Below are 17,668 nucleotides of genomic sequence, written 5' to 3'. Positions count from 1 at the left end.
AGTTGGTCGATAAAAAGGAAGTTTGTGGCATCGTGATGCCAATATCCGAGTGCGATGGGCGTCCTTCATCCCATTGGGCGGACGTGTTGGATATCCTAGAAAGCGCTGCCAACGAAGCTGGGTTTTCGGCAAGACTGGTGAGTGACACCTTTGAGTCAAACTTGATTCACAAAGAGATACTTCAAAATATCTACAACGACAGAGTTATCATATGCGATGTGAGCGGTCGCAATCCTAACGTGTTTTTTGAATTGGGAATACGTATGGCAACTCAGCTGCCGACGGTTATCATCAAAGACGATAAAACTGCATATCCGTTTGATACTGCACCTAATAGGTACATTGAATACCCTAGAGATTTGCGTCACCCAGCGATGGAAAAATTCAAGGCGGAGTTGACGAAGACATTAAAAAACACTGCCAAGCATGGCAAAGACAAAAGTTTTATTGGGCAACTTGGTCCTTTCCACATCCCTGATGTCGAAAGCACTAAACTGCCAGCGAGTGAAATCATATTGGAACGTTTAGATCGTTTAGAACGATCAATCTCCAATTCTGCATCGGACCGTGATGCCGAGAGAAATCAGTTCCTATATCGCAACCAGCAAGAGAAAATTACCTTTAGCAAGCTCGGTGATGACTCAGCCTTAGCCTGTGTAAGGGGCATTGGCGTGACTCAAGTTGAAAACGGAATTCGTGATTTTGTAGATGGAATCCAATATGGCGACGAATTCGAGTTTGAAATCGAAGAAAAGTCACCTTTGCACGTGCATATTAGACTGAATGGAAGGCGCGCGAATTCGCGCGCTGCTCAGTCGATCTTCAGAAGATCAGTACTCAGTGCGATCCCATTTTAGCAAGCATAGGATGGGGTTTCACCCCATCACTTACCCAACGATCATACCCGAACACCCGCACGATTTGTTCCCGCGCACCAAACCTCTTCCAAACTCCAACCTCTCAAATGATGGGGTGAAACCCCATCCTACGGCTCTCCGAACGCGCCATCGGTGACCACACCACTCCATTCCGGATCAACCCGACCTGCACGAATATCGCGATGGACTGACGAATACGGCCAATCGGTCGGATGCTTCCCCAGCCCGCTCATGAATGCGGCCGCCAAGCAGCAGCGCCTCAACATAAAATACATTGGACTGATTGCAGGGGCAGCACCTTGCCAGATCGGCTTCCGCGAAACCTTCCGACCCCACACCAATAAACCCGGCCTCCGAGCCTACCGATCGGGGCTCACTGCACCAAAGTTCAAAGGAAGCGATTTCAACCTTTTCTGTCAGGCCCTGTTCACGCTCTGAGAGTTCCAGCAACAGTTCGTGCATTTCTGGATTTAACATCCGGGCCATAAACCACAACGCGTTTGGCCAGGGTGCGGTTTTCACGGCCACAGAATTAGTTTGACACTCTCTCTTGTCACCCGGCCCCAACACTGCTAGATGCACCCAATCTTGCGGCCTCGGATTCGTTCCGGGGCCTTAGATATTTTGAACCGGGGACCTTCGGGGCCCTATACCCTTGGCACCTACGGGGGCCTCTCACATAGCGGGGAACCCCCTCGCACTTGCTAAACGGAAGACAGAAAGCATGGCACTCAAGTCGTACAAGCCGACGACGCCGGGCCAGCGCGGGCTGGTGCTGATCGACCGTTCGGAGCTTTGGAAAGGACGTCCGGTCAAGTCTCTCACTGAGGGTTTGACCAAATCGGGCGGCCGGAACAACACCGGACGGATCACTTCACGCCGCCGCGGCGGTGGCGCAAAGCGTCTCTACCGGATCGTTGACTTCAAACGGAACAAATTTGATGTCGCGGCAACCGTCGAGCGGATCGAATACGACCCGAACCGGACCGCATTCATCGCACTGGTAAAATACGAAGACGGCGAGCAGGCCTATATCCTGGCTCCGCAGCGTCTGGCTGTTGGTGACAAAGTCGTGGCATCTGCCAAGGCCGACATCAAGCCGGGCAACGCAATGCCGTTCTCGGGCATGCCGATCGGTACCATTGTCCACAACATCGAGATGAAGCCTGGCAAAGGCGGTCAGATCGCACGTGCGGCCGGTACTTACGCTCAGTTCGTTGGTCGCGATGGCGGCTACGCTCAGATCCGTCTGAGCTCGGGCGAGCTGCGCATGGTCCGTCAGGAATGCATGGCCACCGTTGGTGCCGTGTCCAACCCCGACAACTCGAACCAGAACCTCGGTAAAGCCGGTCGTATGCGCCACAAAGGCGTTCGTCCGTCGGTTCGTGGTGTTGCAATGAACCCGATCGATCACCCGCACGGTGGTGGTGAAGGTCGTACCTCGGGTGGCCGTACACCGGTTACACCGTGGGGTAAGGACACCAAGGGTAAGCGTACCCGCAACAAGAACAAAGCGTCCCAGAAGCTGATCATCCGCTCGCGGCACGCCAAGAAGAAGGGACGTTAATCTATGTCTCGCTCTGTTTGGAAGGGTCCTTTCGTCGATGCTTATGTGCTGAAAAAAGCCGAAGCAGCGCGCGAGTCGGGCCGCAACGAAGTCATCAAGATCTGGTCGCGTCGTTCCACCATTCTGCCCCAGTTCGTGGGTCTGACCTTTGGTGTGTACAATGGCCAGAAGCATATCCCGGTAAACGTCACGGAAGACATGATTGGTCAGAAGTTCGGTGAATACTCGCCAACTCGTACCTACTATGGTCACGCCGCAGACAAAAAAGCGAAGCGGAAGTAAGTCATGGGCAAGGAAAAGAACCCCCGCCGCGTGGCTGAAAACGAAGCAATGGCGAAAACTCGCATGCTTCGCACCAGCCCGCAGAAACTGAACCTGGTTGCGCAAATGATCCGCGGCAAGAAAGTCGAGAAGGCTCTGACCGACCTGACTTTCTCGAACAAGCGTGTCGCGCAGGACGTCAAGAAGTGCCTGCAGTCCGCAATCGCGAATGCCGAAAACAACCACAACCTGGACGTTGACGAACTGATCGTCGCCGAAGCTTGGGTTGGCAAGAACCTGGTCATGAAGCGCGGTCGCCCGCGTGCCCGCGGCCGTTTCGGCAAGATCATGAAGCCGTTCTCGGAGATCACCATCAAGGTGCGTCAAGTTGAGGAGCAAGCCTAATGGGACATAAAGTCAATCCGATCGGCATGCGCCTGCAGGTCAACCGCACCTGGGACAGCCGCTGGTACGCTGACACCAAGGATTACGGTGATCTTCTGCTGGAAGACATCAAGATCCGTGAGTTCATTCAGAAAGAGTGCAAGCAGGCCGGTGTTGCACGTGTGATCATCGAACGTCCGCACAAGAAGTGCCGCGTAACGATCCACACCGCACGTCCGGGTGTCATCATCGGCAAGAAAGGTGCAGACATCGAAGTTCTGCGCAAAAAGCTTGCTGGTATGACCGACAGCGAACTGCACCTGAACATCGTCGAAGTGCGCAAGCCCGAGCTTGACGCGCAGCTGGTTGCCGAGTCGATCGCTCAGCAGCTGGAACGTCGTGTTTCGTTCCGTCGCGCAATGAAGCGCTCGGTTCAGAACGCCATGCGCATGGGCGCCCTGGGTATCCGGGTGAACGTCGCTGGCCGTCTGGGCGGCGCCGAAATCGCACGGACCGAATGGTATCGCGAAGGCCGCGTGCCTCTGCATACCCTGCGTGCCGACATCGATTACGCACATGCCGAAGCGATGACTCCTTACGGGATCATCGGGATCAAGGTCTGGATCTTCAAAGGTGAGATCATGGAGCACGATCCGCAGGCACGTGACCGTAAAGCACAGGAACTCCAGGACGGCCCTGCACCTCGTGGTGCTGGTGGCGGTCGTCGCTAAGGAGGGAAAGATATGCTTCAACCAAAGCGTACTAAATTCCGTAAGATGCACAAAGGCCGGATCAAGGGCGAAGCCAAAGGCGGCTCTGATCTGAACTTTGGCACCTACGGTTTGAAAGCCTTGCAGCCCGAGCGCGTCACCGCACGTCAGATCGAAGCTGCACGTCGTGCCATGACCCGTCACATGAAACGTCAGGGTCGTGTCTGGATCCGTATCTTCCCCGACACTCCGGTCACTGCAAAGCCGATCGAAGTTCGTATGGGTAAAGGTAAGGGTTCGGTGGACCGCTGGGTTTGCAAGGTCAAGCCCGGCCGCGTGATGTTCGAGATCGACGGCGTCAATGACGACATCGCCCGCGAGGCCCTGCGCCTGGCCGCGATGAAGCTGCCGATCAAGACCCGCGTCGTGGTTCGCGAAGACTGGTAAGCGATCCGGGGTTTTCCCGTTCGTGACAAAATTGACCCCTGTCGGGAAACCGGCGGGGGTTATCATTTGGGGGCGCTGCCCCCGCCGCGGCAAGCCGCGACTCCCCCGGGATTATTATGGCCAGATGAAGCAGGGGATCCGGATTTCATCTGGCAAAAAATATCCCGGAGCGCGAGGCAGAGCCTCGCAAAAGAGCCATCGCAATCGCGATGAGGCTGGGTTAAGAGGGCGCTATGGCACAGATTGAATCACTCTTCGTAACCCGTCTTTATCGCGCAGCCCTGTCCGAGTTCGGTCCCGCGATCGATGCGGAAGAGTTGGAAAACTCCTGCCTTGTCATCGCCGAAGATGACGAGGCCGGGCAACAATGGTGTGAGGAAAACGGCTATCCCGGCTACACCAGCTATGCCTCGCTGACCGACCTGCCCTGGCGCTTCCCGATCTTCGCCGATCTGGTGAAGGTACTTGATCAGCACGTGGCGGCCTTTGCCAAGGATCTGGAGTTTGATCTGGGCGAAGGCGCGTTGAAACTGGAAGACCTGTGGATCAACATCCTGCCCGAGGGTGGCATGCACTCCAGCCACCTGCACCCGCACAGTGTGATCTCGGGCACGACGTATGTAGCGATGCCCGAAGGGGCGAGCGCGCTGAAACTGGAGGACCCCCGTTCAGGCCGCATGATGGCCGCGCCGACGCGCCTGAAAGGCGGGCGGCGGGATTTGCAGCCATTCATCTACATGAAACCGCAGGTGGGGGATGTCCTGCTTTGGGAAAGCTGGCTTCGCCACGAGGTCCCGATGAACATGGCCGAGGAAGAGCGGATATCGGTCAGTTTTAACTATCGGTGGGACTGAACGCTCCCACCGAATAACGGCATCTTGAATGCCGGCGAACACCGTTGGCACTCCGCCCAGAATGAACGAAAGTCCTGTCAGGCGGCAGGTGAAGGCCAAGAAAATTCTGGACGGAACGCTTCATATACCGGTCGTCCGTCATCAGGCTTGGGGTACCCTTTGCTGTCATCGTAAAACGCGTGGTAAGTCGCTGCAGGAAACTTGCTGTCATCATACCCCATCACGTTGGGTACAGCCACGCGTATGCGTTTTTGCTTATCATCCAGCATCAGCGCGGCCCCGCACTCAGAACAGGTGCAAAGCTCTAAAGGGCCATCGGGATTGTTGGCGTTGAATGGTTGACGGTTCATCTTATCTTCTGGGTCTGCTGACAGGTCTGTGTAGTTAAAGAACGCAACATGGGTTGTGTGCTGTCCGGTCACGGACTTACAGACATCACAGTGGCATTCATGGTTGTCTATCGGTTCTTCCGTTGCGACTATCTTGACGTGTTCACATCCTCCTGAATAAGGGCTGGTCATTTTCTTACCTCCTCTGTGAACTTCAGACCTTTGTGGGCCTGTTCTATTGGGCGCCGAACGCGGCCCATTGGCAATACAGACCTTGGCCTGAATTTGGATGAGGATAACTTCGCGGAAGTTTCGTGATTGGTAACCCGTTCGGCGACCGGGAGCATCCAATTCCCTCGCCATCAAGAAGACGTCAAACTTTCCCTTGCCCCCCACTCCCTAAACCCTTATACGGCGGCATCCTGCGTGTCGCCCGGCGTTGTCGGGCGATTCGCATGTCTATCATTCATCCACCAGGTCCAAGGTGACCCGTGTACGGGGCCTTCTGGTGTTTTGAGCAAAGGAAAAAGGCGATGAACGCCCAAGAACTGCGTGAAAAGACCCCGGACCAGCTCCGCGAGGAACTGGCCAACCTGAAGAAAGAAAGCTTTAACCTGCGCTTTCAACAGGCAACCGGTCAGCTGGAAAACACTGCCGGCATCAAGGCGGCCCGCCGCAATGCTGCCCGCGTCAAAACCATTCTGAACGAAAAGGCCGCTGCTGCGGCATCGGAGGAGTAATCCCATGCCCAAGCGTATCCTGTCCGGAGTAGTAACCAGCGACGCCAACGAGCAGACCGTGACTGTTTCGGTTGAACGCCGTTTCAAGCACCCGCTGCTGCACAAAACCGTTCGTAAGTCCAAGAAATACCGGGCTCATGACGAAAAGAACGCCTTCAAGGTCGGCGACACTGTACGCATCATCGAATGCGCGCCGAAATCGAAGACGAAACGTTGGGAGGTTCTGGAGGCGTAAGCCCCCAGACCTTTCCATTTGTCGAAACCCTGGGGGAATTAACAAGACCAGCCCCCACAGGTCGGGAGAAACCACATGATCCAGATGCAGACCAATCTGGATGTCGCTGACAACTCCGGCGCTCGCCGAGTTCAGTGCATCAAGGTCCTGGGTGGTTCCAAGCGTAAATACGCCTCCGTCGGCGACATCATTGTCGTCTCGGTGAAGGAAGCCATCCCGCGCGGCCGCGTGAAGAAAGGTGACGTCCGCAAGGCCGTCGTCGTGCGCACCGCCAAGGAAGTCCGTCGCGAAGACGGCACCGCGATCCGTTTCGATCGCAACGCCGCCGTCATCCTGAACAACAACAACGAGCCGATCGGTACCCGTATCTTTGGCCCCGTTGTTCGCGAACTGCGCGGCAAGAACTTCATGAAAATCATCTCGCTGGCTCCGGAGGTGCTGTAATCATGGCTGCTAAACTCCGCAAAGGCGACAAGGTCGTCGTGCTGGCCGGCAAGGACAAGGGCAAAGAGGGCACCATTTCCTCGGTTGACCCCAAAGCCGGAAAAGCTGTTGTTGATGGCATCAACATCGCCATCCGTCACACCCGCCAGTCGCAGAACTCGCAAGGTGGTCGTCTGCCTCAGGCAAACCCGATCGACCTGTCGAACCTGGCACTGCTGGACAAGAACGGCAAAGCGACCCGCGTTGGCTTCCGCATGGAAGGTGACAAGAAGGTCCGCTTCGCCAAGACCACAGGGGACGTGATCGATGCTTGATAACGCAACCTACACCCCGCGTCTGAAAACTCAGTACGTTGAAACCATCCGTGCCGCTCTGAAAGAAGAGTTCGGTTACAAGAACGACATGCAGCTGCCCAAGCTGGAGAAGATCGTTCTGAACATCGGCTGTGGTGCCGAGGCCGTCAAAGACTCGAAGAAAGCGAAAGCTGCGGTCGAGGATCTGACTGCAATTGCCGGTCAAAAGGCCGTTGCAACCAAGGCGAAGAAGTCGATCGCGGGCTTCCGCGTCCGTGAGGACATGCCGCTGGGCGCGAAAGTGACCCTGCGTGGTGACCGGATGTACGAATTCCTGGATCGTCTGATCACCATCGCGCTGCCGCGCGTGCGTGACTTCCGCGGTGTAAAACCTTCTTTCGATGGTCAGGGCAACTTTGCCATGGGCATGAAAGAGCACATCGTTTTCCCGGAAATCGATTTCGACAAGGTCGACGAGGTCTGGGGCATGGATATCGTAATTGCCACCACAGCGAAAACCGACGCTGAAGCAAAGGCACTGTTGAAAGCGTTCAACATGCCGTTCAACGCATAAGCGCCGGGAGGATTGAGACATGGCTAAAAAAGCAATGATCGAACGCGAAAAGAAGCGCGAACGCCTGGTGGCCAAATATGCCGCAAAGCGTGCCGAGCTGAAAGAAATCGCGAATGACGAGAGCAAGCCGATGGAAGAGCGCTTCAAAGCGCGTCTGAAACTGGCGAAGCTGCCGCGCAACAGCTCGGCCACTCGTCTGCACAACCGCTGTCAGCTGACCGGTCGTCCCCACGCTTACTACCGTAAGCTGAAGGTCAGCCGTATCGCGCTGCGCGAGCTGGGTTCTGCTGGTCAGATCCCCGGCATGGTGAAATCGAGCTGGTAAGGGAGACATAGATATGAATGATCCTATCGGCGATATGCTCACCCGTATCCGCAACGCGCAAATGCGCGGCAAGTCCACCGTTTCCACCCCGGCTTCCAAGCTGCGCGGTTGGGTTCTGGACGTGCTGGCGGACGAAGGCTACATCCGTGGCTATGAAAAGACGACCGGTGAAAACGGTCATCCGGCCATCGAAATCAGCCTGAAATACTACGAAGGCACCCCTGTCATTCGCGAACTGAAGCGGGTCTCGAAGCCCGGTCGTCGCGTATACATGGGCGTCAATGACATCCCGCAGGTCCGTCAGGGTCTGGGTGTGTCGATTGTCAGCACTCCGAAAGGTGTGATGTCGGACGCAAACGCTCGCTCCAACAATGTTGGCGGCGAAGTGCTCTGCACCGTCTTCTAAGGAGGTCTGCAATGTCTCGTATTGGTAAAAAACCGGTCGAGCTGCCCAGCGGCGTTACCGCCACTGTGTCGGGTCAGACCATCGAAGTGAAAGGTCCGAAAGGCACCCGCAGCTTTACCGCCACCGACGACGTAACGCTGTCGGTTGAAGACAACGTGGTCAAGATCGACCCCCGCGGCATGTCCAAGCGTGCTCGCCAGCAGTGGGGCATGAGCCGCACCATGGTTGCCAACCTGGTAACCGGTGTGACGACCGGCTTCAAAAAAGAGCTGGAGATCCAGGGTGTTGGTTACCGGGCTCAGATGCAGGGCAACACCCTGAAGCTGAACCTGGGCTACAGCCACGATGTTGATTTCACTGCTCCGGAAGGTGTCACCATCACCGCCCCGAAGCAGACCGAGATCGTTGTGGAAGGTATCGACCAGCAGCTGGTGGGCGAAACCGCGGCCAAAATCCGCGAATGGCGCCGCCCCGAGCCTTACAAAGGCAAAGGCATCCGCTACAAGGGCGAGTTCATCTTCCGCAAGGAAGGCAAGAAGAAGTAAGGACGAACACAATGGCAAACAGCAAAAGAACCCTGTTTCTGAAGCGCCGCCTGCGCGTTCGGAACAAACTTCGCAAGGTCAACGCGGGTCGTCCGCGTCTGTCCGTACACCGTTCGAACAAGAACATCTCTGTTCAGTTGATCGACGACGTACGTGGCGTGACCTTGGCCTCGGCCTCGACCCTGGAAAAGGATCTGGGCGTTGTTGGCAAAAACAACATCGATGCGGCGACCAAAGTCGGCGCGGCCATTGCAGAGCGTGCCAAGAAGGCAGGCGTCGAAGAGGCCTATTTCGATCGTGGTGGCTTCCTGTTCCACGGCAAGGTGAAGGCTCTGGCCGACGCTGCGCGTGAAGGTGGTCTGAAGATCTAAGACCTGCGGGCGGGTTTCGATCCGCCCCGATGATCCGGGGGCCTCGGCACTAGTCGGGGCTCACTTGGATTGAACAAACGGCGCCGAGAGCGCCTCTAGAGAAAAGGGATGCCAAGATGGCAGAACGTGAAAACCGTCGGGGCCGTGGCCGCGACCGTGACGAAGCACCGGAATTTGCAGATCGCCTGGTTGCGATCAACCGTGTGTCGAAAACCGTAAAAGGTGGTAAGCGCTTTGGCTTCGCCGCTCTGGTGGTTGTCGGCGATCAGAAAGGCCGCGTCGGCTTTGGTAAAGGTAAAGCGAAAGAAGTACCTGAAGCCATCCGTAAGGCGACCGAACAAGCCAAGCGTCAGATGATCCGCGTGCAACTGCGCGAAGGTCGTACCCTGCACCACGATATCGAAGGCCGTCACGGCGCTGGTAAAGTGGTTATGCGTACCGCACCTGAAGGTACTGGTATCATCGCCGGTGGTCCGATGCGTGCCGTGTTCGAAATGCTGGGCGTCAAGGACGTTGTGTCCAAGTCGCTGGGCTCGCAGAACCCGTACAACATGATCCGCGCCACCATCAACGGCCTGCAAAAAGAGCAGAGCCCGCGTTCGGTTGCCGCACGTCGTGGCAAAAAGGTTGCCGACATCCTGCCCAAGCGGGACGAAGCACCGGCTGCTGCTGAAGCAGAAGCATAAGGAGAGCGACCCATGGCAAAAACCATCGTCGTCAAGCAGATCGGTTCCCCGATCCGCCGCCCCGCTGAACAGCGCGCTACCTTGATCGGTCTGGGCCTGAACAAGATGCACAAAACCCGTGAACTGGAAGACACTCCTTCGGTCCGCGGCATGGTCAACAAGATCCCGCATCTGGTTGAGATCATCGAAGAACGCGGCTAATCGCTAAATCTTCGCAGAGTTTGAAACGCCCCTGATATTTTTCAGGGGCGTTTTTTCTTGCGTTTAACTGCCTCTGAAGTATCGTTTTGATCCATTTTGATTAAAGAGTGAGAAAAGATGAAACTGTTCCTATCCGCGCTTTGCGCGACGGCCATTGGTGTCTCAGCGCACGCAGCCTGCCCTAACAAGGCTCCAAAACTTTCGAAAAGCTATTTCTCAGACGGCGACCAGAAAGTGAACGCAGCCTGGCTCCAAAACAACCTAGCGGGACGCAAAGTCGTTTACACTGGCAAAGACACAGAAACATATTTTTCCGACGGAACCTACTCCTACAAAAGGGATGGCCAAACATGGAAAGCAAACTCATACAAATTCTATGACAACGGGATGCGTTGCATTGGATACCAAAACCCCCGGTTTGATCTTTACGTCGTGAACAACGGCAAACTGATTCTGGTTAATGAACAAAAAGAGCGATACGAGGGGAAGATTAGGAAATAGTCGGTTTTTAGGGCATTTCGTACAGGTTTATCGCAAGGTGTTAGCACTGCCACACGGCCTGCGTTCAAGAGGAGAAGCGCCCTTACTGCAGTTTCTGAGTGCTTCTGACGCAAGTACATAATATTCCGAATGTCTTGCGCGATCCGTATTGCGTTGCGATCAACCTTTGTCATACCGAAAACGCATAGCGGCTAGACCGAAACCTGTATTGTTAGCGATAACTATTAACCCTATCTCAGCCTTGTCCAAACAAGGAACACAAAAGGTAACGTCAGGGAATTCGCCCTGATTTGAGAAAGGAACACAGAAATGACAACCGCAACACTGACAAATACCGGCTTCAACTTCGGCACCCGGATCATGGACATGATCGAACGGATCAAAACCGCACGCAAACGGGCCGCTGAATATCAGCGCACATACCGCGAACTGCAAAGCCTGACCAACCGCGAACTGGATGACATCGGCATCCGCCGCTGCGACATCGCAGATATTGCGCACAAACATGTTTACTGCTCTTAATCGCGGATAATCCGCAGCAATGCACAAAGGCGCCAAATGGCGCCTTTTTTGTATCACGCGTCGGCTCACAGCACGACCAGTAGACGCGTAACAGCAGGATAGAGGCCCACTGAAGATCACAATGCCGCTGTACGGAGCTAAAATCCGGCTCTACGGCGCTTTCCAACCGTGGGCTCCCGCAACATACGTTTCCCTGACCCCTGGCCTTCTGACGCCCTACCCCAAAGACCGCCTGCGGCAGAGTGGTTCAGACTCCACTGCAATCCGCTGTTTGAGCTTGATATGGCCGAGAACTTCTCGAAACGCACGGTGCTTGGGTTTGCCTTCCAGATAATCCGCCAGCTTTAGCAGATTGATTGGGTGCTTTTTAACAAGCGCTTCGATCCGCTGCACGGCGTCGTCCAGCACATAGTGATCGATGAACTGGCAAGCCACCTGCGTCGGGGTCAGCAGGCAATAATCCTGAGCGCGCTTGTCTGTGTAGCGCGTAATGTCAAAGGGCGACGCGCCGAGGGCGTGGAACTTTGGAATATGTACACGCATGTCGGCTTTCACGTGCTCCAGTACCGTGCCGGAAATCTGTCGAAACCCCAGCGGACCAAGCTTGGTGACAACATGCTTACGCATCGCCGGAGAGATCATGTCCACATCCGCCCGATCGTATTTCAGATCATCGAATACCGACAAGAGCCCCAGCTTTTCATCGGCTATCTGGAAATACGGCTCACCGTTAAACGCGCGCATCTTCGCCAGCACCTGCTCACGTTCAGCCGTTGGATCAGAGACGAAAGCGACCTCGTCGGTTTGAACTGCCGAGGTCGCGAAACCACCTAGCAAGCGTCGTAGCAATGTGTGCTGCTTATTTCCATGCTGCGGTGTGTTCTTTGAGTCAGCCATAGCATTCAATGTAGCGCCAGCGGGCTGACTTACCATTCTTACCCGTCAGCCTTCATCTCGGTGTCGATGAGGATGGTGATCGGCCCGGTTGAGAATGGTCCGACGCCAAACTCCGTATGGTCAATCTCAGCTTCTGCCGAGAACGCCACCCAGTCGCCTTGATAGTATTCAATGGCACCGCCCAGCGGATGCGGGCCTTAGTGAGTCAACGTGGCCTGCAGAGTCACGGGTTTGGTTACACCATGAATGGTCAGGTCGCCGGTCACATCCGCCGTGGTGTCGCCCGTCCGTTCAATTCCCGTACTGACGAAAGTGATTTCCGGATAGGTTTCGACCTCGAGAAAATCCGCCGACTTAAGGTGATCGTCCAAAGGCCCAAACCCCGAGGACAGGCTGTTTGTGTCGATCGTCACGTTCAGTGTCGATGCCTCGACATCATCCGCGTTCAGATCCAGCACACCTTCGACTTTGGTGAATTCGCCATGCTGGGTGGACACCCCTGCATGGCTCCAGCTGAACCGGACTTCTGTATGCCCCTGGTCAGTCTTGTAGGTCTGCGCACAGACAGGTGCCACGGCAACGGTCAGGGCGACGGCAGCGATCATAGAGTTAAAGCTCATGGCTGAGTTCCTTTCATCCGGTAGGGGCTGGATATTAGTTGAATTTTCATCTTTTTGAACGCGCAACAAACCGCAATCGGAATCAAGGAGAGCACGAAGTTGTGAAGAGTGATCTGCCAACATCGCTGGAAACAGACATCTGGGTTACAATGAACCGGACGACACGGCTCATCCAGTTTGAAATCAGTGCCGCCCTGAAAGACGCTGGCCTGCCGCCTTTGAAATGGTACGACATCCTTTGGTCCCTCGAGCGGCACGGCGGCAAACTGCGCCCCTACGAGCTGGCTCAGGACACCATATTCGAGCAATCGAACCTGTCCCATTTGAGCAGGCGCCTGGTTGCAGAAGGACTGATCACATTTGTGTCCTTTGACGGTGACCGGCGGGGTAAAGTCCTGAAGATCACCGACAAGGGGAAAGAGCTGCGAAAACGTATGTGGGAAATCTACGGCCCCTTGCTGCACGGAAAGATGCGCACCTTTGGCAAGTCGGATGGCTGGCAGGCCTTCATCGAAACCGCGCGCAAGCAAGCTGAATAGGAAGCCGCTAAGGGCGCAGAGTACACAGTCTGTGCCAAAAAAAAACCCCCGCTCGCGCGGGGGTTCTGATTTTCTAAACGACGGGTCCGATCAGAGACCGGTGGTCACGTCGATGGTGTTACCCTCTTCCAGGGTCACATAGGCCTTCTTGACGTCTTTCCGCTTGCCCAACTGGCCGCGGAACCGCTTGACCTTGCCTTTGGTCACGGTGGTGTTCACCGCTTTGACCTTCACACCAAACAGTGCCTCAACGGCCTCTTTGATCTGCGGCTTGTTGCTGTCGATCGCCACTTCAAAGACAACCGCGCCGTTTTCGGACGCCATGGTCGACTTTTCAGTGATGATCGGCTTGCGGATCACGTCGTAGTGTTCTGCCTTCGCGCTCATTTCAGACGAGCCTCCAGTGCTTCGACAGCCGCTTTGGTGAGCACCAGGGTGTCACGCTTGAGGATGTCATAAACGTTTGCACCCATCGACGGCAGGATATCCAGACCTTCGATGTTGCGCGACGCCTTCAGGAAACCTTCGTTCACGGTCGTACCGTCGATGACCAGAGCGCGTTTCCAGCCCAGGTTTGCAACCTGTTTGGCCAGAGCGGCGGTCTTGCCTTCGGCTTCGGCGTTCTCGATCACAACCAGTTCACCTGCTTTGGCTTTTGCCGACAGAGCGTGGCGCAGGCCAAGCTTGCGGAACTTTTTCGGCAGGTCGTGGCCGTGCGAACGAGGGGTCGGGCCTTTGTAGATACCACCCTTGCGGAAGATCGGCGCGTTGCGGTCACCATGGCGTGCGCCACCGGTGCCCTTCTGGCGGTAGATCTTCTTGGTCGAGTAGCTGGTTTCCGAGCGGGTCTTGACCTTGTGGGTGCCGGCCTGCGCGTTGTTGCGCTGCCAACGGACCACACGGTGCAGGATGTCCGCACGCGGCTCGAGACCGAACAGATCGGCGTTCAGCTCGATGTCGCCGGCTTTGCCGCCGTCCAGTTTGATTACATCAAGTTTCATGCTTCACCACCTTCCGCGGGAGCTTCTTCCGCAGGTGCATCAGATGCAGCCGATTTCACAGCAGCCGGGAAAGGCAGGCCTTCCGGTGCTTTCTTCTTCACGGCGTCCTTGACGGTGACCCAGCCCGATTTCGGTCCGGGAACGGCGCCTTTGATGAAGACCAGACCACGCTCGGCGTCGGTTTTGACGACTTCCAGGTTCTGGGTCGTTACACGGGCAGCACCCATGTGACCGGCCATCTTCTTGCCTTTGAACACCTTGCCCGGGTCCTGACACTGACCGGTCGAACCGTGCGAACGGTGGCTGATCGAAACACCGTGCGAGGCGCGCAGACCACCGAAGTTGTGGCGCTTCATCGCACCGGCAAAGCCTTTACCGATCGAAGTACCCGAAACGTCAACTTTCTGACCTTCCAGGAAGTGTTCTGCCGAAATCTCGGCACCCACTTCGATCAGGCCATCTTCGGAGACGCGGAACTCGGCCAGCTTACGCTTGGGCTCGACCTTGGCAGCGGCATAGTGACCGCGCATGGCTTTCGAGGTGCGTTTTGCCTTGGCAGCACCGGCGCCCAGCTGAACGGCAGTGTAGCCATCTTTGTCAGCGGTCCGCTGTGCAACGACCTGCAGGTTGTCCAGGTGAAGAACGGTCACAGGGATCTGCTTGCCGTCTTCCATGAACAGGCGGGTCATGCCAACTTTTTTTGCGATAATACCAGAGCGCATTCTCATACCCTCCGATTACGACTGCAACTTGATCTCGACGTCCACACCAGCAGCGAGGTCGAGCTTCATCAGCGCGTCAACGGTCTGGGGGGTCGGATCAACGATGTCGAGAAGACGCTTGTGCGTGCGGATCTCGAACTGGTCGCGGGATTTCTTGTCAACGTGAGGGCCACGGAGAACCGTGAACTTCTCGATCTTGTTCGGCAGCGGGATCGGTCCGCGCACGTTCGCGCCGGTCCGCTTGGCAGTGTTGACGATCTCTTGCGTGCTGGCATCCAGAACGCGATAGTCAAATGCCTTCAGCCGAATACGGATGTTTTGGCTTTGCATATTAACAGCCTTTTATTCAGGCGTTGGAGTTGAGAGGAGGACAGACGCGCATCGCCAACCCTCATCGAACCCAAAAGGCGGGAATCACCCCGCCTTGATGTTCTTATTGAGAACCCGCGCGTACTATAGCGACCTGAGCGTTTTTGCAAGAGGCAAATGCCAGAATGAAAACCTTCTATTCACCTCCAGAAACGCCATTGGTTAACCATGGACTTTCGACCTTCATTCCTTGGTAAACCGCGTGCATAAAAAGATGCGCAATAACTGGGTCACTGGAAAATGGAGAAAAACGCATCTTTCCCTCTCTGACACCTTCTTCAGCTTCGTAAACAACCTCATCACCTTTGACGGTTACAAGCACTTTGAGCTCGGCTAGGGTCTCTGGATCGACCGTCGTAGGATCGTCAGACAAGATCACAAAGTCTGCAACTTTTCCGACTTCAATCGACCCCTTCTCGTTTTCCTCAAAATGCTGCCACGCAGGCCAAATAGTCATGGCCTTAAGTGCAGTCATGACGTCCACCCTTTGATGCGGCCCCAATATGTCGCCCGAACGGGTGCGGCGAGTGACCGTCGCGGCAAGAACCCGCATACTGTCGGGAAACGCGACCGGGGCATCGTGATGTGTGCCGAACATCATGTCCCTTTCTCGCAGCCATCCCGTGGGTGAGATGTTGTCGGCATTGACCGGTCCCACAGTATGATCCCGGTGCCAATCGCCCCAATAGAACGTGTGCATCGGGAAAAGCGACGGGAACACGCCAAGCCGTTTGAAACTGGCAACCTGATCCTCCCTCAGAAACTGGCCGTGTATCAGAACGGGGCGGTTGCCTGGGTCGCCATACTTGATCTGCGCTTCTTCAAGGGCCGCAATCAGCATATCGGATGCTCCTTCGCCGTTGGAATGCACAAGGATCTGGAAGCCGTTCTCATAACACCAGTTCACCGCGTCCTGAAGCTGCTCCATCGTTATGGCGGCATATCCGGCATACCCGGCGGCATAATTTCCAACCGGATTGTAATAGGGTCGATCCCGCAAGGCTGTGAAACCCTGCGGTGAACCGTCGATTGTCAGCTTGCAACCCCCAACCCGGACCCGGTTCTCGTAGTCTGCTGATGTGTTTTCTCCGATGAACTCCCGAGCTTCCAAAACGTCTGGAAACGCGACCACATCGATGGGCAGCCCTTCTTCGGCTGCAACTTTCCTGAGAACCTCGACAATCTCACCGGACGATCGGCCTTCTTGTCCGGTTGTATATCCAAACTTAGCCCAAAGCTCTGTTCCGGCCTTCGCGAATGCCGCCAAGCCTTTCTCACCCAGATTTCCAAGCATGGGAACAAGAACCGAAAAGAACGCGTATTCTTCCAGAACGCCGTTAGGCTCACCAGCTTCATCGCGCTGAATCACACCGCCCGGAGGTGCTTCTGAGGTGGCGGTGATACCTGCCAACTCCAGAGCTTTTGAATTTGCGACCCCCAAATGCCCGGATTGATGAATGATGATGACCGGCAAGTCTTGGGACACCATATCCAGTTCTTGCCGTGTCGGGTGACGCAGCTCTTTCAGCTGCGCGTTGTCGTAACCAAAGCCAACGATCATTTTCACCTGCTCAACGGCTTCCGCATTCTCAGCGGCCCAGTTGGACAGTGTTGATTGCAGGCTTGCGATATCAACGACATCTCCATCCGGCGGCGCGAGAAGGTTGGCTGACAGTGCCTGCAAACCTCCCATGACAACATGCCCGTGGCTGTCCACAAAGCCCGGCAGCATCGCGCGTCCGTTCAGATCGAAGGTTTCCGTTCCATCACCTTGATACGCAGATAGGTCAGACAGCGATCCGACGGCCAGAATACGCCCGTCTTTGACTGCAACCGCTTCGGCAGATGGGCCTTCGTCATTCATTGTGACAATTGGACCGCCAAGATAAATGCGATCCGCGATTTGTTGGGACGATGCCGAGGTTGCTGAAAACGCGATTGCTGCGACAAGACAGAGTGAACGTGCCGATACGTGCATCTTATGACCTCTTTCGAATTGCAATGTTTCAATACGGAAAAGGGTAGCATCTCGGTGTGCGTTTCCGAAATTGAAAAAGGGCGCCCCGCGGGGCGCCCTTTCCGTCTGATCATTCGCTTGCGCGAATTATTCGATGATTTTCGACACAACGCCGGCGCCGACGGTGCGGCCGCCTTCGCGGATGGCGAAGCGCAGGCCGTTTTCCATCGCGATGGGCGCGATCAGCTCAACGCCGAACGACACGTTGTCGCCGGGCATGACCATCTCGG

29 protein-coding genes and 1 pseudogene are annotated in these 17,668 nt (G+C 55.7%); 21 read left to right on the top strand and 9 right to left on the bottom strand.

What is annotated here, in order from left to right; all coding sequences use genetic code 11:
- The first annotated feature begins 2 nt into the window (after positions 1 to 2).
- The 7 genes from GS612_RS18870 (at position 3) to GS612_RS18835 (ending at position 5,101) form a co-directional block, all read left to right on the top strand.
- The gene (locus tag GS612_RS18870; RefSeq protein WP_171642372.1) at positions 3 to 857 is read left to right on the top strand and encodes a hypothetical protein; all 855 of its coding nucleotides are present in this window, start codon (positions 3 to 5) and stop codon (positions 855 to 857) included.
- A gap of 745 nt (positions 858 to 1,602) precedes the next feature.
- Positions 1,603 to 2,445 carry a 50S ribosomal protein L2 gene (gene rplB, locus GS612_RS18860; protein ID WP_008757664.1) on the top strand — a complete coding sequence of 281 codons (843 nt, stop codon included), beginning with the start codon at positions 1,603 to 1,605 and terminating at the stop codon, positions 2,443 to 2,445.
- A gap of 3 nt (positions 2,446 to 2,448) precedes the next feature.
- A complete protein-coding gene (gene rpsS, locus GS612_RS18855; RefSeq protein WP_068348022.1) occupies positions 2,449 to 2,727 on the top strand; it encodes a 30S ribosomal protein S19 in 279 nt (92 codons plus the stop codon).
- Between the two features lie 3 nt (positions 2,728 to 2,730).
- Positions 2,731 to 3,111 carry a 50S ribosomal protein L22 gene (rplV, locus tag GS612_RS18850; protein WP_039538267.1) on the top strand — a complete coding sequence of 127 codons (381 nt, stop codon included), beginning with the start codon at positions 2,731 to 2,733 and terminating at the stop codon, positions 3,109 to 3,111.
- Complete coding sequence (gene rpsC / locus GS612_RS18845; protein WP_117872244.1) at positions 3,111 to 3,821, top strand: 30S ribosomal protein S3; 711 nt, start codon at positions 3,111 to 3,113, stop codon at positions 3,819 to 3,821. Before rplV ends, rpsC begins: the two co-directional genes overlap by 1 nt.
- A gap of 12 nt (positions 3,822 to 3,833) precedes the next feature.
- Entirely contained in the window at positions 3,834 to 4,247 is a 414-nt protein-coding gene (gene rplP, locus GS612_RS18840) for a 50S ribosomal protein L16 (protein ID WP_117872242.1), read from the top strand.
- Between the two features lie 233 nt (positions 4,248 to 4,480).
- The gene (locus GS612_RS18835; protein ID WP_171329111.1) at positions 4,481 to 5,101 is read left to right on the top strand and encodes a 2OG-Fe(II) oxygenase family protein; all 621 of its coding nucleotides are present in this window, start codon (positions 4,481 to 4,483) and stop codon (positions 5,099 to 5,101) included.
- A 77-nt stretch (positions 5,102 to 5,178) separates the two neighbouring features.
- On the opposite strand, the gene GS612_RS18830 is transcribed toward GS612_RS18835, so the two are convergent.
- Positions 5,179 to 5,622, bottom strand: a complete 444-nt coding sequence (locus GS612_RS18830; protein ID WP_171642368.1) for a GFA family protein — start codon at positions 5,620 to 5,622, stop codon at positions 5,179 to 5,181.
- A 341-nt stretch (positions 5,623 to 5,963) separates the two neighbouring features.
- On the opposite strand from GS612_RS18830, the gene rpmC reads away from it, so the two are divergent.
- The 13 genes from rpmC (at position 5,964) to GS612_RS18765 (ending at position 11,273) form a co-directional block, all read left to right on the top strand.
- Entirely contained in the window at positions 5,964 to 6,170 is a 207-nt protein-coding gene (gene rpmC / locus GS612_RS18825) for a 50S ribosomal protein L29 (protein WP_093965352.1), read from the top strand.
- A gap of 4 nt (positions 6,171 to 6,174) precedes the next feature.
- Positions 6,175 to 6,405: a 30S ribosomal protein S17 gene (gene rpsQ, locus GS612_RS18820; RefSeq protein ID WP_152459158.1), complete on the top strand. Its 231-nt coding sequence runs from the start codon at positions 6,175 to 6,177 to the stop codon at positions 6,403 to 6,405.
- A 75-nt stretch (positions 6,406 to 6,480) separates the two neighbouring features.
- Positions 6,481 to 6,849, top strand: coding sequence for a 50S ribosomal protein L14 (gene rplN / locus GS612_RS18815; RefSeq protein ID WP_039523372.1), 369 nt, complete (start codon positions 6,481 to 6,483; stop codon positions 6,847 to 6,849).
- A 2-nt stretch (positions 6,850 to 6,851) separates the two neighbouring features.
- Entirely contained in the window at positions 6,852 to 7,163 is a 312-nt protein-coding gene (rplX, locus tag GS612_RS18810; protein ID WP_152459159.1) for a 50S ribosomal protein L24, read from the top strand.
- Positions 7,156 to 7,716, top strand: a complete 561-nt coding sequence (gene rplE, locus GS612_RS18805; protein ID WP_152459160.1) for a 50S ribosomal protein L5 — start codon at positions 7,156 to 7,158, stop codon at positions 7,714 to 7,716. The genes rplX and rplE overlap by 8 nt, the downstream gene beginning before the upstream one ends.
- A 19-nt stretch (positions 7,717 to 7,735) precedes the next feature.
- Entirely contained in the window at positions 7,736 to 8,041 is a 306-nt protein-coding gene (gene rpsN, locus GS612_RS18800) for a 30S ribosomal protein S14 (protein WP_010437098.1), read from the top strand.
- 13 nt (positions 8,042 to 8,054) lie between these two features.
- Positions 8,055 to 8,447: a 30S ribosomal protein S8 gene (gene rpsH / locus GS612_RS18795; RefSeq protein WP_068340741.1), complete on the top strand. Its 393-nt coding sequence runs from the start codon at positions 8,055 to 8,057 to the stop codon at positions 8,445 to 8,447.
- Between the two features lie 11 nt (positions 8,448 to 8,458).
- Entirely contained in the window at positions 8,459 to 8,992 is a 534-nt protein-coding gene (rplF, locus tag GS612_RS18790) for a 50S ribosomal protein L6 (RefSeq protein WP_152459161.1), read from the top strand.
- 11 nt (positions 8,993 to 9,003) lie between these two features.
- Positions 9,004 to 9,363 (top strand): 50S ribosomal protein L18, encoded by a 360-nt coding sequence (gene rplR / locus GS612_RS18785; protein WP_152459162.1) that lies wholly within the window; start codon positions 9,004 to 9,006, stop codon positions 9,361 to 9,363.
- A gap of 116 nt (positions 9,364 to 9,479) precedes the next feature.
- Entirely contained in the window at positions 9,480 to 10,049 is a 570-nt protein-coding gene (gene rpsE, locus GS612_RS18780) for a 30S ribosomal protein S5 (protein ID WP_039538294.1), read from the top strand.
- 12 nt (positions 10,050 to 10,061) lie between these two features.
- The gene (gene rpmD / locus GS612_RS18775) at positions 10,062 to 10,250 is read left to right on the top strand and encodes a 50S ribosomal protein L30 (RefSeq protein WP_008757946.1); all 189 of its coding nucleotides are present in this window, start codon (positions 10,062 to 10,064) and stop codon (positions 10,248 to 10,250) included.
- A 117-nt stretch (positions 10,251 to 10,367) separates the two neighbouring features.
- Entirely contained in the window at positions 10,368 to 10,751 is a 384-nt protein-coding gene (locus tag GS612_RS18770; protein ID WP_152459163.1) for a hypothetical protein, read from the top strand.
- 360 nt (positions 10,752 to 11,111) lie between these two features.
- Complete coding sequence (locus tag GS612_RS18765; protein WP_224859333.1) at positions 11,112 to 11,273, top strand: DUF1127 domain-containing protein; 162 nt, start codon at positions 11,112 to 11,114, stop codon at positions 11,271 to 11,273.
- A gap of 216 nt (positions 11,274 to 11,489) precedes the next feature.
- Here the strand turns inward: GS612_RS18765 and GS612_RS18760 are convergent, their stop codons facing one another.
- The gene (locus tag GS612_RS18760; protein ID WP_171169125.1) at positions 11,490 to 12,170 is read right to left on the bottom strand and encodes a hypothetical protein; all 681 of its coding nucleotides are present in this window, start codon (positions 12,168 to 12,170) and stop codon (positions 11,490 to 11,492) included.
- 197 nt (positions 12,171 to 12,367) lie between these two features.
- On the bottom strand, positions 12,368 to 12,790 hold the full coding sequence (locus GS612_RS18755; RefSeq protein ID WP_253286223.1) for a YceI family protein: 423 nt from the start codon (positions 12,788 to 12,790) through the stop codon (positions 12,368 to 12,370).
- Between the two features lie 101 nt (positions 12,791 to 12,891).
- On the opposite strand from GS612_RS18755, the gene GS612_RS18750 reads away from it, so the two are divergent.
- Positions 12,892 to 13,329: a MarR family winged helix-turn-helix transcriptional regulator gene (locus GS612_RS18750; protein ID WP_371809363.1), complete on the top strand. Its 438-nt coding sequence runs from the start codon at positions 12,892 to 12,894 to the stop codon at positions 13,327 to 13,329.
- Between the two features lie 90 nt (positions 13,330 to 13,419).
- Here GS612_RS18750 and GS612_RS18745 read toward each other — a convergent pair whose 3' ends face one another.
- The 6 genes and pseudogenes from GS612_RS18745 to tuf all read right to left on the bottom strand — a co-directional run.
- Entirely contained in the window at positions 13,420 to 13,716 is a 297-nt protein-coding gene (locus GS612_RS18745) for a 50S ribosomal protein L23 (RefSeq protein ID WP_068348029.1), read from the bottom strand.
- Complete coding sequence (gene rplD / locus GS612_RS18740) at positions 13,713 to 14,330, bottom strand: 50S ribosomal protein L4 (protein WP_171642363.1); 618 nt, start codon at positions 14,328 to 14,330, stop codon at positions 13,713 to 13,715. Before rplD ends, GS612_RS18745 begins: the two co-directional genes overlap by 4 nt.
- Positions 14,327 to 15,052 carry a 50S ribosomal protein L3 gene (rplC, locus tag GS612_RS18735; RefSeq protein ID WP_152459170.1) on the bottom strand — a complete coding sequence of 242 codons (726 nt, stop codon included), beginning with the start codon at positions 15,050 to 15,052 and terminating at the stop codon, positions 14,327 to 14,329. The genes rplD and rplC overlap by 4 nt, the downstream gene beginning before the upstream one ends.
- A gap of 15 nt (positions 15,053 to 15,067) precedes the next feature.
- Positions 15,068 to 15,382 carry a 30S ribosomal protein S10 gene (gene rpsJ, locus GS612_RS18730; protein WP_008756422.1) on the bottom strand — a complete coding sequence of 105 codons (315 nt, stop codon included), beginning with the start codon at positions 15,380 to 15,382 and terminating at the stop codon, positions 15,068 to 15,070.
- 175 nt (positions 15,383 to 15,557) lie between these two features.
- On the bottom strand, positions 15,558 to 17,399 hold the full coding sequence (locus tag GS612_RS18725; RefSeq protein ID WP_171642360.1) for an amidohydrolase: 1,842 nt from the start codon (positions 17,397 to 17,399) through the stop codon (positions 15,558 to 15,560).
- 126 nt (positions 17,400 to 17,525) lie between these two features.
- Positions 17,526 to 17,668: pseudogene (tuf, locus tag GS612_RS18720) on the bottom strand (elongation factor Tu); the annotation flags it as partial.

Source organism: Ruegeria sp. HKCCD6157 (assembly GCF_013110685.1).
GTDB lineage: Bacteria > Pseudomonadota > Alphaproteobacteria > Rhodobacterales > Rhodobacteraceae > Ruegeria.
The sequence above is the reverse complement of the archived record's forward strand: the minus strand, read 5'-3'. Positions and strand labels throughout refer to the sequence as shown.